Origin of the sequence: Dolichospermum sp. LEGE 00246 (genome assembly GCF_015207865.1) — a bacterium.
Lineage (GTDB): Bacteria > Cyanobacteriota > Cyanobacteriia > Cyanobacteriales > Nostocaceae > Dolichospermum > Dolichospermum heterosporum.
Window position 1 is genome coordinate 1 of record NZ_JADEWA010000082.1, and the last position, 15,346, is coordinate 15,346.

The 15,346-nt window shown below is 38.1% G+C and carries 16 protein-coding genes; 4 read left to right on the plus strand and 12 right to left on the minus strand.

Features of this window, described 5'->3' with window-relative positions; translation table 11 throughout:
- The first annotated feature begins 339 nt into the window (after window positions 1-339).
- Window positions 340-3,660, plus strand: a complete 3,321-nt coding sequence (locus IQ228_RS08405; RefSeq protein ID WP_193962607.1) for a plasmid replication protein, CyRepA1 family — start codon at window positions 340-342, stop codon at window positions 3,658-3,660.
- Window positions 3,661-4,151: 491 nt separating this feature from the next.
- Here IQ228_RS08405 and IQ228_RS08410 read toward each other — a convergent pair whose 3' ends face one another.
- The 6 genes from IQ228_RS08410 to IQ228_RS08435 all read right to left on the minus strand — a co-directional run bounded on the left by IQ228_RS08410 (window position 4,152) and on the right by IQ228_RS08435 (window position 7,901).
- Window positions 4,152-4,487 carry a hypothetical protein gene (locus tag IQ228_RS08410; RefSeq protein ID WP_228043762.1) on the minus strand — a complete coding sequence of 112 codons (336 nt, stop codon included), beginning with the start codon at window positions 4,485-4,487 and terminating at the stop codon, window positions 4,152-4,154.
- Window positions 4,488-4,577: 90 nt separating this feature from the next.
- Window positions 4,578-5,504, minus strand: a complete 927-nt coding sequence (locus IQ228_RS08415; protein WP_193962609.1) for a WD40 repeat domain-containing protein — start codon at window positions 5,502-5,504, stop codon at window positions 4,578-4,580.
- 105 nt (window positions 5,505-5,609) lie between these two features.
- On the minus strand, window positions 5,610-6,101 hold the full coding sequence (locus IQ228_RS08420) for a hypothetical protein (protein WP_193962610.1): 492 nt from the start codon (window positions 6,099-6,101) through the stop codon (window positions 5,610-5,612).
- A 242-nt stretch (window positions 6,102-6,343) separates the two neighbouring features.
- Window positions 6,344-7,342 (minus strand): tyrosine-type recombinase/integrase, encoded by a 999-nt coding sequence (locus tag IQ228_RS08425; RefSeq protein ID WP_193962611.1) that lies wholly within the window; start codon window positions 7,340-7,342, stop codon window positions 6,344-6,346.
- A 99-nt stretch (window positions 7,343-7,441) separates the two neighbouring features.
- Window positions 7,442-7,672, minus strand: coding sequence for a hypothetical protein (locus IQ228_RS08430; RefSeq protein WP_193962612.1), 231 nt, complete (start codon window positions 7,670-7,672; stop codon window positions 7,442-7,444).
- 64 nt (window positions 7,673-7,736) lie between these two features.
- Window positions 7,737-7,901 (minus strand): hypothetical protein, encoded by a 165-nt coding sequence (locus tag IQ228_RS08435; protein WP_193962613.1) that lies wholly within the window; start codon window positions 7,899-7,901, stop codon window positions 7,737-7,739.
- Window positions 7,902-8,146: 245 nt separating this feature from the next.
- Here IQ228_RS08435 and IQ228_RS08440 point away from each other — a divergent pair, with 245 nt between their 5' ends.
- Window positions 8,147-9,118, plus strand: coding sequence for a hypothetical protein (locus IQ228_RS08440; RefSeq protein WP_193962614.1), 972 nt, complete (start codon window positions 8,147-8,149; stop codon window positions 9,116-9,118).
- Window positions 9,119-9,190: 72 nt separating this feature from the next.
- Here the strand turns inward: IQ228_RS08440 and IQ228_RS08445 are convergent, their stop codons facing one another.
- The 6 genes from IQ228_RS08445 to IQ228_RS08470 form a co-directional block, all read right to left on the minus strand.
- On the minus strand, window positions 9,191-9,355 hold the full coding sequence (locus IQ228_RS08445; protein WP_193962615.1) for a hypothetical protein: 165 nt from the start codon (window positions 9,353-9,355) through the stop codon (window positions 9,191-9,193).
- Between the two features lie 2 nt (window positions 9,356-9,357).
- The gene (locus tag IQ228_RS08450) at window positions 9,358-10,773 is read right to left on the minus strand and encodes a hypothetical protein (RefSeq protein ID WP_193962616.1); all 1,416 of its coding nucleotides are present in this window, start codon (window positions 10,771-10,773) and stop codon (window positions 9,358-9,360) included.
- 171 nt (window positions 10,774-10,944) lie between these two features.
- Window positions 10,945-11,544: a hypothetical protein gene (locus IQ228_RS08455; RefSeq protein WP_193962617.1), complete on the minus strand. Its 600-nt coding sequence runs from the start codon at window positions 11,542-11,544 to the stop codon at window positions 10,945-10,947.
- A 70-nt stretch (window positions 11,545-11,614) separates the two neighbouring features.
- A complete protein-coding gene (locus IQ228_RS08460) occupies window positions 11,615-12,286 on the minus strand; it encodes a hypothetical protein (RefSeq protein ID WP_193962618.1) in 672 nt (223 codons plus the stop codon).
- A gap of 153 nt (window positions 12,287-12,439) precedes the next feature.
- Window positions 12,440-13,243, minus strand: coding sequence for a hypothetical protein (locus IQ228_RS08465; protein WP_193962619.1), 804 nt, complete (start codon window positions 13,241-13,243; stop codon window positions 12,440-12,442).
- 3 nt (window positions 13,244-13,246) lie between these two features.
- Window positions 13,247-13,672: a hypothetical protein gene (locus IQ228_RS08470; protein ID WP_168651947.1), complete on the minus strand. Its 426-nt coding sequence runs from the start codon at window positions 13,670-13,672 to the stop codon at window positions 13,247-13,249.
- A gap of 351 nt (window positions 13,673-14,023) precedes the next feature.
- On the opposite strand from IQ228_RS08470, the gene IQ228_RS08475 reads away from it, so the two are divergent.
- On the plus strand, window positions 14,024-14,206 hold the full coding sequence (locus IQ228_RS08475) for a plasmid partition protein ParG (RefSeq protein WP_168651949.1): 183 nt from the start codon (window positions 14,024-14,026) through the stop codon (window positions 14,204-14,206).
- A gap of 50 nt (window positions 14,207-14,256) precedes the next feature.
- Entirely contained in the window at window positions 14,257-14,670 is a 414-nt protein-coding gene (locus IQ228_RS08480; RefSeq protein WP_193962620.1) for a hypothetical protein, read from the plus strand.
- Window positions 14,671-15,346 lie beyond the last annotated feature (676 nt).

Below are 15,346 nucleotides of genomic sequence, written 5' to 3' on the forward strand. Positions count from 1 at the left end.
ATAAGTGCAAAGGTAGCATAATTGCAACCTTGTATATTAGCGATGATAGGCAGTAAGGTAGTTTTAGTGGCAAAATGATACAACTATTTTAGGGCGGCTGGTTTCCGCGATCACCTCAAAAAAAAAACTGATCAGCAGTCCATCAAGCTTGTACTGTGGCTTTTTGAAGGATAAGCACAACAACACAAATAAGCGTCTAGTAAACGCTTCTTTCAGAAACTAGCTAACCAGCTAGACAAAATATTTATTTGATTCCAGCTTATCCAAAAATTGAAGAAAAGTACAAGTATAAAAATACAAATAATTTGATGGACTGCACTTGTACTTTTAGAGGCAGTCATGAAAAATCCCAAAACAAAACCCCTAGACTTGACGGGACAGGGGCTTGCAGTAAAAATAAATTTTAAGTCCGATGACAGATCCGATAAGAATAATTATAGTAGCATTTACCATAATTGTCAAGAATCTTTTCAGATAAATCAAACTCATTACCGCGAATTAATCAGCAGTGGGATTGACCCCGACGTTATCGCTCTAAACTTCAAATCCTTAGAAGGTGACGTTACCCATGAATACCTGCTATCGGATGCGATCGCCAAATTAGGGAACGGAAAACAGACACCCCACAGCAGTCAATACACCACTTCAGAAGTTGGAAGATATCTCAGAATGTACAACCACACCCTAGCAGGTGGCTGGTGGTGTGCTGGCGTTGACCCGTTGAACAATTACGCCCCGATGGAGTGGGGATGTTTCAAGCCAAACAACCCAAGGCTTGACCCTAAGAAAAAAGATCAAAAGCCCGTCAAGTACGAGCATCCCTATAAGTCCTCTAATCGAGCGTTTTTCCTGCGAGTGCCTAAACGCATTTGGCAGATGATCAGCGATAGATACGGCGTACCCATTGGGGACTGTGAAGAATTTTGGGAGTGGGTGTTAATAAACAACCTACCCATCATTTTCTGTGAAGGCGCGAAGAAAGCCGCTGCTTTACTATCCTGTGGATTTATAGCAGTGGCATTACCCGGAATTAACGGAGCATATCGCAAAGTTGAAACCAACTGGAAAAAACACAATTTAATCCCTGAGATTCAGCTATTTGCAACGCCAAAACGCAAGATAACAATTTGTTTTGACAATGACCCAAAACCCACTACAAGAATAAATGTTGGTAAGGCGATCGCGGCTACTGCTAGACTGCTAAAATCCAAAAAATGTCAGGTCAATATTACTACTTGGAACTTCTCACAGAAGGGTATAGATGACGTTTTAGTAGTTCATGGTAAAGCAGTTGTAGAAAATATCATTACTACTGCTTTACCCGTTGCCCAGTCGCAGACTCAACCATACTACCAACTATCAAGGAAAATTAACCTCAACCTAAACCAAGAAAAACTAGGGGATATCTTGACCAACATTCCCCACAAAATTATAGGGGTAAAATCTCCCAAGGGGACGGGCAAAACTTGGGCATTAAAACCACTAATTGACAAGCTGGTTAGTGAGGGGTACAGCGTTTATCTAGTATCCCACAGAGTCCAGTTGTGTCAGGCGCTATGCAGTCGCTTGGGCGTTCCTTATGTTGACGATATTAGCAGTGGCAAAGCAGATCGTTCTAAAGGTTTTGGGGTAGTAGTTGATTCATTGCATGGACAAGGCAAGGGTCAATTTGATGTTGAGAATGATGCTTACCTGCTAACCGATAAATATGTGGTAATTCTTGATGAAGTTGAACAAATATTATGGCACTTACTCAACTCAACTACAGAAGTTAGAGAACACCGTACAGAAGTTATTAAACAGCTTCAACTCCTACTACTTAACGCCGATAAAATAGTAGGGTTAGATGCAGACTTAACAGATGTATCCTTAGACTTTATACAAGAGGCTGCCAAGTGCAAAGATGACGATATTTTTATCATCAACAATGATTATAAAGAAGGCGGATATAATATTTTTAACCATGAAGAAACTACCCCAGTGAACTGGTTACGTGACCTATTAGCAGCGATTGACAACGGCGATAAAACCCTTATAGCAACTGACTCTCAGAAAATCAAGGGCAAATACTCCACTCAAAACATTGAGTCAATCATTATCAAGAAATTTCCCCATTTGTCAGAATTGATCCTGAGAATTGATTCAGAAACAATTGCAGATCCAGAACATCCTGCTTATGGATGTATCACCAAGATTAATGACATTATCAAGCAATATCATGTAGTCTTAATTTCTCCATCTGTGGGAACTGGAATATCAATTGATGTCAAGAATCATTTTGATAGTGTATGGGGATGTTTCCAGGGTGTGCAGTCAGAAAACGCAGTCAGACAACAATTAATGAGACTTCGTGATAATGTCCCCCGTCATCTATGGATAGCTCCCAATGGTTTATCTTGGCAGGGGGACGGGTCAACGTCGTTATATTCAATTCTAAGTAGCAACAGAAGGCAATTTAAAATACATCTCCAACAATTAAAAAACGTTGGTTTTGAGGTAGTAGAGGACTACATTAACACCAATGATTCTGCGTTAAACTGTTACGCAAAAATGGCTTGTAGAATCAATAATGAGATGAGCGATTATAGGGGAATTATCCTTAAAAATCTTGTCAGCGAAGGCAATACACTCACCAATAGATTTGATGACGACGACGAAGTTATCAAGGAAGAAATAACCAGCATACGAGACGAAAAATACCTGGATCATTTAGACGAAACAGCAGCTATCAATATTGATGATTTAGATAGCAAAGGATATGAAAGATTATCAAATCAAAAGCATAAAACCAAGGACGACAGACAAAGACATAGAAAATACTCAGTTAAGCAGCGTTACCAAGTTGATGTTACCCCTGACTTGATTTTGAAAGATGACGACGGATACTATCCCCAATTACGTCTCCACTACTTCCTAACGTTGGGATTTGAGAACGTCCCACAAAAGGATCAAACATCTGCAAAGAAGATGAGAGAAAATCAATCAGTTTTCCTACCAGACTTTAACAAGTCCCAAACATCGGCGAAGGTCAACTTGATGCGATCGCTAAACATCCCCCAAATTTTAGAACTGGACAAGTTCACCCAAAGTCACCCACTGCTAACTGACATGGCAGATAAGGCCAAGAATCATATTTGGGATTTGGGAATGTTCCTTGGGAAGCTACACCCCGACATGACCCTTATTCAAATCCTCAGAAAAATTCTAAAACCATTGGGATTGAAGTTAGACAAAGTTGGACGTGAGGGGACGGGAGATCGCAACTGGATATATAAGATATCTGGCCTCACCGATGGACGGAGTGAGATATTCCAGAAATGGTACGAGTCCGATTTGGCAAAATCCCAGGACGTAAAATGTATCGCAATGCTACAAAATAAAAATGAAAACTGTATCACAGCTATACCAAATCCGTCCCAAATTTGTAATATTAATAATATTGCTAATCAGGACGCGGCCATAAATCAGGACGTTAACCACCAAACTACTCAACCGGTCCATATCCCCCAAAATTGTTTTGTGTGGGACGGTCAAGCCTGGGTGGGTGCGGTTCTGAAAACCTCTGAGACTTTGATTAACGGCACTTACAAAGCACTCGTTACCCTGTGGAACGGGTTAGACCGCTGCATCTGGAGTCAATCCCATATATCTGTTTGTTAGGGGGATGTATGGGATTTGATCAACAGTTTGTCCAGTTCCTAAAACTTGGGGATATAGCGGCCGCCAAAAATCTGCTAGTCCAGAAATATCCCCATCTGAGGAGAGATAGAGATCGCATTACCTTGTATATCCAAAGCTACCAAAAGCATTACTGTAAAAGGATTCTAAGGAATTAATAACCCAAAAGCATACCAAAAATTACCAGGAGAATAAAAAGGAAAATACGGATACTTACAAGATAAAATCAGCACTGTCAAAATAATACCAGAGGAGTACAAAAGGGGTGCAAAAGTAGTACACCCTTTTAAAATTTTTGTGGTTGAAACGTCCTATTTTCAAGGCTTTTAAAAATTACATAAAACTACAAGTTGTAGTATTACTGAGTATAATAAGTAGTTTTTTGATTTTTTTGAGGATATACAGGGGGTACAGCCGGGATACCAGCAATTTGGTACAGTGATGCCATTTTCATATCCCAGTTTTCTGTTCTATTAATACTCACACCTAATTCTGTTAATTATTCTTCTCCTAAGTTCGTATGAAATCCACAAAGTGTTGATTTCCCTGGTCAGTTCGCTGCATGGTCTGCCATTGCTGCGATGTACGTTGTAGACGGCTACGAGAAATTCTTCAATACCATAATTAGCTACAGCATTACCAATAAGAGTTGAAGCACCAAGTACCCCTAGACCTGCAACCATTCCAAAAGGTCCGCCTAGTATAGCTAATGCTGTTGTAATTACTGCCCCGCCTGCTAAACCCATACCAGCAGCAATGGAACAGGCCACTGCAAACATTACTGCGGGTAAACCTAGTGACGCTGCCATGCGTGCAATTTCATCAAGAGTCATTTGTGTTTATTCTCCAATTTTTACTTTTCTTTTCCCTTAGTTTGCCCCTGTAGGGGACATAAATTATTATTCTTGTTGCCAAATTTTAATAGTTCTATCGTGACTACCACTAGCTAAAAATTTTCCATCAGGACTAAAAGCAAGTGACATTACATAAGATTGGTGTTCAGAAAGAGTACAAATTTCTGCTTTAGTATTCAAATTCCAAAGCTTTATTTGTTTGTCATCTCCACCACTAGCTAACACTGTGCTACTTGGATTAATTGCTACTGTCACTACAGATTTAAGATGCCCTTGTAGAGTTTCATAGGATATAGATTTACTCGGCAAATTGAATAATCGAATAGTTTTATCTTCACTAGCAGTAGCTAAAAATCGGCTATCAGAACTAAAAATAATTGCCCGAATTTTTTGAGAATGAGATGTAATTTTGCGATATTGCCCATTTTGTATATTCCATATATTTAAATCTTTATCCCATCCCCCACTAGCAATTATTTTTCCATCAGGGCTAAATGCAACTGATTCAATAGGTTTAGCGTTTTTACTAGCAAAAGATTGAATTTCTTCTTTTTTATTTAAATCCCACAGTTTAATCTCTCCATCATTACTACCACTGACTATGAAATTATTTGAAGGGTGAACAGAAATGCTAGGAATTTCACTATAGTGACCAAACAACGCTTTTATTAAATTCCCAGTTTTTACTTCCCATATATTAATAGTTCTATCAAAGGAACAACTATAAAGGAATTCACCATTTTTAGAAAAAGCAACCTGACGAATAACATTTCTATGTCCAGTAAATGTTTGAACTTCCCTCATTCGACCCATATCCCATAACTTTATGGTGTGGTCGTCACTTCCGCTTGCTAAAAATTTTCCATCAGGGCTAAAAGCTACAGAGTTAACCCCTGCAAATGCTCCTTGATGTCCTGTAAAAGTTTGAATACAGTTCCATTGTGGTTGTTCTTGAAACCATTGCATTACCATATTAAATTTCCTCAAAAGTGACTAAATTCAGTATACGTATCATTGATTTTGACATGGCTTAAAAGCTTGTATATTAATGCTTTTTGAAGATTACGCCACAATTAATTAATTCTTGGGTATTACGCCATTACAGATGTAATTGTAAGTTCTTGCGGCTGCGCCATCTGTCCCAGGAGTTACAGGCTCAAATTCAAGAGTTTCATTCTCATCTTTGCCCTGTAATACTCCATTGATTCTTACAGATTCTGACTTGTATGCGATCGCTTGATTGTTACAGTCAACAACTATCTCATCCTCAAATCTGTAGCCGTCAGAAAATGTTGTCACTTGCCTTGCTGGTTTACTCATGCCGTTAGTAACAGCAATATTTTTTTCAATATAAAACTTAACTCTTACTCTTTTCCCTTTCTTATTGATTCTGCTCATCCCACCCAGGTACTCAAAAGACGGCTTATATGTCACTGTCAAGCACTCTTGCTTACCCGTCTGAGGATTAGTCCAGTAATTTACACAGGATTGAGTAGATTGTGCGATCGCTCGCACTGGCAGTAAATTGATACTTGTAAGAGATAGAAATAGTAAAATATATTTATTCATTGCCCTAACTGAGAGTATTTGAATTATTATCCTCTTTTTTGGTTAAAAAACAATTTCTACGCAGCACTTCACTATCGCTCAAAAATTTAACAAAACCATCCTCTTTGTTACTTCTTAGGAGAGGGTAAACACTGGTACTTATAGGCTAAAAATAGCACCGTAAAAACAATACCAGAGATGGGTAAAAGGGGGGTAAAGATCGGTGATTCTCGTACTCGCTAAAACCCTTACCCCCGCAAAGATTACAGCAAGTCATCAAGCAAATTGGAAACCTCCCCCTGGTCCCGTTTACGGTTATCGTCATAAATCATCAGTGTGTCCAACTTGCTGTGACGTGAGAGTTTTTGTACCTTCCTGACATCTCCCCCGGTGGCATCCAAAGCGGCCGTAATGGCACTATGTCTTACCCTGTGGGGACTCATAGCCTTTGCTATTCCTGCATTTTGGGAATATTCACAGACAATTTTTCTAATTGCATCCCCCGTTAGTCGGTGGCCTCTATGGGCATTGTCCAAAGCACTAAACAAAGGTGTACCAGCAGCGACTTTACCGCGAACTGACAACCAATTATTGATTGACTCCACAGCAGCAGGTGAGAGGTCAATAGTTTGGTATTGAGTCCCCTTACCCTTCCCTAGAATCCGTAAAGTCTTAGCAGTGGGGTCAAAGTCCCCCACATTAAGTTTAGAAACCTCACCCCGTCTGAGGGCATTACCCCAAAGCAGACGGAGAATTGCATAGTCTCTTATCCCCTTAACAGTGTTGAGATCACATTGCTGGAGAATTAATTTAAATGTAGGTGCATCTACTCCAGTTGTATCTCTATACTTAGCTGTCTTTTCCCCCTTAACATCTTCTAGTGAGTAATTGCATACCCCGACCTTACGACCAAACACTACTAAACTTTTTATAGCAGCAATACGACGGTTTACAGTTGCTTCTTTAAGACCTTTATTTATTAATGCAGCTTTATATTTAAGTACGGTGGCAACAGCTTGACCTTGGGATAAATGTAAAAACTCTAATACAGCATCATGACTAGCTGTATCACCTGTCATCAAGTTAAAGAAGTTATTAATATCGCTTAGATATGCCCGTCTTGTAGTTTCTGCGCGTTTATCGGCTAATAATTGATTTAACACATCTGTATCCTGTCTTGAGTCTATGTGAGTAAACCTAGAACCGATTGGGGTAGATAGTGATGATTCTAGGTTATTATTTGTTAGTACAATTGTATTCATGATACCTCTTTTTTAGATTACGATAATGGTTATTTTCGATAGCTGAACTTTTTTAATTAATCCCTACCGACTTGATAGGGATTATGGGGATTATTCTATTTAAGCGTGCTTTCTGGCTTCTATAAACATCCAGACTAATCTCTCTATCCGTTCCCACCAATCACACCCGGTTATGTTTATCGCAAAAGGTTCTAATAAGGTGTGAGGTACGTTGTTAGCTAGGAACTGTCTAATCAAAGTTGGGGTAAGTTCCCTGTCGCTGCAATCATCTAATTGCCAGAATGTTTGACGGAGTAATATTTTAACTCGGTTTTTGTGTGTGTTAGTCATGATTTTAGTTCCTTCTAGTGTGGTGTAAAGTGTGTGGAGTTCCCCCCGGCGGGGGAATTGGTGATTAGAAGGGGACTAAATCATGTTCTAAGGATGCTGCTAGATAACCCTGATAGTAGGGGCTGTCTAATTCTGTGACCTGCGGTGAAAGTCCGATTAAAGCATCAAATTCTCCATCAAAGTATGTCAGGGTGCAGGTTTTGGGCTTTTCTTGTGTTAAGGTTGTCATATAGATTCCTTCATTGGTTTTGAATGAAAGGCGATCGCTCTCCCTGGTAAGTTGTGCGGTCGTCTTTTGTTTTGTCTATACAACTAATATATAAGATATCAATACATCTGTCAATACAAATACTATAAATATTGTCATGACAAAACAACTAAAATCATTACAAATATATATACATTGTCGTATTGACATTTTGTATGGATAGCTACTATAATCAATACACAAATCAATACAAAATATATACAGCTATGAGTGCCGATAAGTTAGCGTCATTTAGAGTTGATGGTCAATTGTGGGAACAGTTCCAAGGTTATGCCAAGGAAAATAATGTTACCGCTACTGCTTTACTAATCAGCTATATTAAGTCGGTTATCAATACAGGTAATGTCATTACATCAAGTCAAAATATCAATACATCCAGTGATACAAATAACCCTAGTTTGTCAATACAAGATATTGATAAACGTATAGATGAAAAGATTAAATTATCTATACAGAATATTGACAGTATCAATACACTATCAATACAAGATATTGACAACAGGATTGCTGAATCATTGGCAGACGGGGGAATTGGTGAGGCTATCGCTAAATCCTACACCGCAGCAATGGGACAATTTAACGGGCTGCTAGAGGAACTACAAGAATTAAAAAAGCAGTTTGAGGAATTAAAATCAATTCCCCCCGCACCCGTTCCCCAATCACCAATTACTAATGAGGAATTGACAATTGATAATGAAGAACTGACAACGGATAATGGAGAATTGTTAATTGTCAATTACCAATTACCAGACGACGATAGCAATCTCACTGACTCTGATTTAAAACCGGATACCCAATCAACAATCACAGATGAGGAACAGGCAGAAAGAAATAGACAATCCCATGAAGAATATGTTCAAACATACCTCACTCCGAAACCAGAGAAACAAAGATTAGATCCTGCTATTTACACCAGGAATTATCAGATAGTCTCAATGCTTGACTGTCAATTCTGGATGGACGGGAAAAGATTCAACAATGAAGAATTAATAAGTAATAAAATCGGTGAAAATATTAAGAATAACAAAACAGAAATAGAATCAATGCTAGACATCGAGATTAACACCAAACAATCGGTGATACAACGGTTTAGGAGCATTTTAAAAGCAATGGGATTTGATGTTATTCTCGATGGGAAGGGCTGCTATAAAATTAGTAATCCTGAGATATTTAATTAATAATATATCCCCAAATAAAACACCCCTGCCAATGCCCGGTAGGGGTGTTTTATGTATCAGGAATCAGGATGTTTAATCATCTTGATCATTTTTAGGTATCCACTCACATCTACCATTAATAAATACAAGGTCATACAGTTCATAAAAACAGTCAGGACATAGGATATTACCCTTATCCCATTTTAGAAACCAATCACGGCAATTTTCGCAGCAATAATAGTCAGGGTCGTGACTCATATTTAATCCTCAAAGTTTATAGGTTTACCATTGAAGTGATCATGTATTTTCTGCGGGTGAAACCAGCTTGGTAATGTCTTTTCAATATCTTCTAAATTGTTTCCGTTTCCATCTACTAAACCATACCTAATAACGATTCTAGATAAGGGTGTTTCGCCATTAGCACTAAACTTTTGAATCAATATCATACCTGCTTTTCGAGTGTCTTTCGTTCCTTCTGCAAAACTGCTATTGGTATCATTGTGAGTAATTCCCAGTAAATAACATTTAGCTTTTCTAGTATCTGTTAGGGATAATTTAAACCAGGTGTCAGCAAGTTCCCCAATTAAACCTCTTAGATTTGTAAACTCATCTACAATCACCTGTAGCTTATCATTGGGTTTTTGTTTAATCCTGTTCCCCCAAAATGTAATATTATCTTGCATTGTAGAAGCTATATCTTCTTCGATTTCTGCTATGTTTTTAGACTGCAAGAATTTCCAAACATCGGCATTATCCCCCGTGGCGTGTCTATCAAGTAAATATTCAATAGGAGCATCAAGACAGTATTTCCTGATGAGTGCGATCGCTCCTGCCGTATATGTCTTACCACTGCCTTGATTACCTATTAACCACAACGGTTTTAGACTATTTATGATTGTCCACAAATAACCATCTTCATGACCCTTGAGAGCGTCAATCAATGAAGTTTTAAGCTGTTCATCTGGAGTAGGTGTTTTAGCGTCCTGGACTGGTTTTGATAACTTGTCAATCTTCCTGTTAGTCTCTAAAGTCTCAAGGTTGTTTTTAGCAGTTTCCTTATCAAGTTCTGACAACTGCAATTGATGACCCTTTAGGGATAATTGACCTTGCAATTGTCCATTAAGGTGGTCAAGTTGTACCTCACCTTCTGACTTTAGCTGCTGTATAGTTTCTGCTGTTTGACGTGCTATGACTTGTTTAGTAATCTCGCTTTGATTTTGCTTTGAAAATGAGAATAGATCAATGTGATTTTGTTCTATGATATCCGTCTCCAGTGCTTTGATTTTAAGCAACTTAAACTGAGAATGTATTGATTTTTCTTGACTATCAGTTAATGCTTTGCTCACACCATAAGCAGATAACAGAAACAAACTAGCACATAACCCAAAATTAACCGCTTTAGGGTCTTCAGGTGGTAAAAGTTTAACTACCTTAATATTCTCATCAAATAATTGGTTTCTGCGCTCTCTATCAACTAAAAAGCTGATACCGCGTTTAATATTGTAGCCTCTACAATTATCTTTCACATAGCAATACAGGGTTTCGTTGTGCTTGATGCTATCTGAGAACATCGGCACTGAAGCAATGAAACCAGATGCTAGTAAAATACCTACCAAGATACTAGAACTGCGTCTTTGCTTAACTATTTGTTGGTTAAATTCCTGTATTTCTTGCATTATCTACCTCCAAACAATTTACTGATGTATGCACCCATACCGGACTTATGAAACCATATCAAGACTGAATTAATGTTATAAACAATATCTACAAATCCAGTGATTAGGTAGTTTAAAAATATAGCTGTAACTAAACCACTGACAAATAATTTAATAAGTGACTTGATGAACCTAATCATTGCTATTGTTCTCCTGATTATTATTAGTATTAGAAAACTTTTTAACTATTCCTAGTAATGCAACTCCAGATAACGCTATCAATAAACTCATCCCCATATCTGGTAATTGAAAACTTAACCCCTCACTACTTCTAATTTCTTGGTAAGTTTGTGCGATCGCCTGTTTAGTCTGGATAATTTCAGAAGTAATTTTAGATGTACCTGAGAAACTTACAGCACCACCAATGGCAAGTTTTACTATTCCTATCAGTGGTTTATTACCTAGTGAAAATTCCCATGAATCAGAACTGATTGAAAAATTAAAACTATCCCCTACGTCAATTAATCCAGGTAACAGCGATACAACCGCGCTAGAAACTTGAATAATGGTTAAAGTCACCTGTAGGTTAAATAACAACCAACTTAGGCTACAACTTGATATTTGACACGCTAGAAACAATAAACCGCTATCTATTCGTTTACGGGCTTGAATATCTGCATAGAGTTTATTTTCAACATGAGTCAAATATCTGATAGTTTCCCCCGGTAGCTGTCCGTCGTCATCTTCATTAAGAATAGAATCTAGATCCGGTGGTGTAGATTGTGTTAGCATAGATTTAAGTAATAACTTGACCTGATTACCCCTATCAATTAGCAGTTGGTAGGGGTATTTTAATTACGGTTTAAAATCCTAAAGCTGATCTAATTTCTGCTATTTTCCCCATGATTCCTGTTTTATAGTTCTTTTCAGGAATCAAGTCATAACGGGCTGTTTCACCCTTGCTTAATGCTTCATTCATGGTTTTAGTTTGGTAAGCTTCATCAGCAGCGACTTGTTTTATTTCCGGTCTGTTTGACTGTTCTAAAATTGCAGTTTGTCTATCAACTTCGGTCAAGTGAACATCAACATAAGCCTTAATCTGGGTATAGTTCATCTGGTAAGCATGACGACTATTTTCTGAGTTCTTCCCAATTACAAATTCCTGTGCTAATTCTTGTCTGGAGTGGACATATTTTTGTTGTCCTAACATGACTTGTGAACCAGCTTTATCAATTGCGATCGCTGACTTTCCAGCCTGTAATAATATGTCAGCAGTTGCCTTGTTATAAGCTTCTGAACCGTTGATAATTTCTAAATATGCCTGTGCAAGTTTAGGAGCTAATTCTTGGGATAACCTACCTTGTCTAGCAAGTTCTCCTATTTTTTGGGCTGCTGCTATGTCTCCACCCATAGCACGGTCAAAATCACTGAGTGTGACACCAAACTTTTTTCCTAAAACTTGGGTGAGTAGCTTACCTTTGGGTAGAATGTGGTTTCTAAGCTTGGGGACTTTGGCAGGTGGTAACTGTTTCATGGTTTGAACTCCAGATAGTTGTTAGGGTCAGCAAAATAACGGTGATCTGGTTTCTGGATACTGCTATTAAAACGGAAGCTATCAATAGCAGTTAAACCAGCAATTACGGTAATTATTCCTAGTATCCAAATAGGGTTAATCTTGACTTTAAAGTTAGGACGCTGCGGGTAATTGGAATACTGAGAGGGTAGCTTTGACCTTACTTTTAAAGTCGGTTCTTTGCTGCTGTAGCTGTTTGTTTATGTTCTGTAGTCCGTCGGTTAATTGTTGACTATTTTGGTTAAATCCGTCTGTGGCTACTTGGGTTATTTCCTCCAAAGTTTCACCAATCTTTTGGGAGTTTAACGCTATCTTATGACGGACAAAAGCAATAATCGCGCTCTTTATTTCTTCTAGTGATTCCTGTAAATCATCAGATGAGTAATTGACGTTTTGGGCTATCAGTTCAATTTCTCCAGTGTTAAGAACTATCCCCAATTCCCCCGCAGTAGAAGCAACTAATTCTGATTTGGTGGCAGTGGCTAAAGCTGTCTCATTCTCAGTATCTAAAGCAGCTTCATTTGTGTGTAAATCGTTGCTATCTATATCCTGTATAGATGCTGTATTGATAGCATTGTCTACACTGTTTACTATGTCTACATCTTCACTGGTTAATGTTTCCAGTTCCATCTGTGTAGGTTCTGCAATGTTTCCGTCAATGTTTCCAAGTTCACCACCTACACTGCTAAATGTTTCCTCTACTTCTGTTAAATCTTCTGTGGTCACGTCGTCACTAATTACGGTTAATTTGGTGGCAGTAGATAGGAAGTATTTAGTAGCGTTATTTTCCTCTTCTTTGGTGATGTTTTCAATATTCCCTACATTAGCTCTGAGGTAATCTTTAATGTCTCCTGACGTAGCTACTACCCCTTTACGTTTTAGGCTTGTTTGAATACGTTTTGCAACTGTGGTTAACATGATTTACGCTACCTTTGATAGTTGGTTAGATTGAACTTTGGACTTATAGATGAGACTTACTGCAAGAATTGGTAACAGAACTGTTCTGTTATAGAAACCTTTATTCTTGAAACCACCGCACCCTTTAAACCATCTGGAAACTGTTGACTGATTGGGGTTAATGTTTAGCTGTTCTAGAAGTTTTAGGAACTGTTCCCCCGTGATACCTTCACCTATTGCCTGTTCTATTTGTTGGGTTATTTGGGACTTGATTTTGTGGTATTGAGAGAAGTATCTTGGTGAAGTTTTTTTGAGTGAGATAAACAATTCAAACCCTGATTTTGTTAGGGGTAATTCACACGCGGTCATTGTCTTTTTGACTCGCCACCAATGCACATCATTAACCCTACAACCTGCTAAAGTCTCGTAAATTGTCCGCGATTCTTCCATAATTTCTCATGCAGTATGCACTAAGTGTAATTTGCATATTTGCAGTGCAAGTAATTCACATCCTGCTTATTTGAATTACGCATATAGCGTACTTGTACTAAGCATCTTGCATTTTAGGAGTGAACTGTTATGCACTGTGAGCATTTATGCTGTAGCTGTATTGCCAGAATTTACGCTAAAACCTTCACAATCACGCCATACAGGACTATTAAGGATGCGGTGGGGTTGCATTTACTTGGCTATAGTGATAGTATAGCATAGAGTAACAGTAGTGCAAGTAGTGTTAATTCCTATTTATTGACAGAAGTGCCACAATAGGGATAATTGACACAATAACTACTACTGTTACTAATGGCTGAACCTTCTAATTCTGAGGACAAAACTATTTCTTTAAGAATTTTTATGAGTGAATCACTCAGGAATACCTTTAAAGCCGTCTGTGCCAGACAAGGTAAAAATATGAGTGAAGTTGTAACGGAATTTGTAGAGACTTACGTTACAGAACACGATCCGAATTACCAAAAATCTAACTAGCAAAAGTGCGATTCCTACGGAGCGATCGCCCACACCACACCCACAGAACCATGACAACTGAAACATCCCGACTAGACCGGATAGAAGCGATTTTAGAAAAAACTACTCAACGGCTTGACCGAGTAGCAGAACAGCAAGAAAACACTACTACAAGCCTGGAAGGACTTACAGGTAAGGTGAATGAATTATCAGAAGTAGTAACTGAAATTGGTTATAAGGTTGATAATTTTATCAGTACAGCTACTACTGTTTTAGGACGTAGCACAATGTTGGATGAAATAATACTAAGTAATGATACTAGAACGTCAATACTAGAAAATATTGTGATACGGCTCGACCGTAACCAGGAAGAGAGTAACCGCAATTTTGAGCTACATCAGCAGCGATTTGAGGAAAACCAACGCTCAACTAACGCTGCTTTAGAACGACTAGAGGCAATTTTGATACAACTAATGGATAAATAGCGATCGCCCACACATCGCTAAATTTTCCTTATTTGCTAAACCCGAACCTTGATAACTGAATATGCTTCTACAACTCCTTGACACTTGCACAATAACTCGGCTAGACAATGCAATTTTAATTATCACCAATGATAAAAAAACATTGGTTTCCATAGTGAAAAACCGCCATTTCTTCAAGTCACAGAATAGCCGTATTACCCTTGTTTACGAAGGGAGAACGACTAGTTTTTGATTTGAGAAAAGCCCAAAATTTAGCTATTAAGGATCAATACTCGATCCTTAATACGTATATATAGTCACATCGGATCGAGCGATCAGTGTAAAAAAGATTAATAATGGAAATAATTTACACAAAAAAGATTGAGGATTCTAGTAGAATCTACAGTTACAATCTGCCATTTAAGTCGGAATTACACCGCTTACAACGGATTTCGCTGTTAGGAAGTACAAGCTTGAATGGTTACATAAATATATTTACCCAAAGAAAATTACCCAAAAAAATTTATAGTGCAAATAATTGATCTACAAGCTAAAGTATACACAGGTCGCATAAGTGCAAAGGTAGCATAATTGCAACCTTGTATATTAGCGATGATAGGCAGTAAGGTAGTTTTAGTGGCAAAATGATACAACTATTTTAGGGCGGCTGGTTTCCGCGATCACCTCAAAAAAAAAA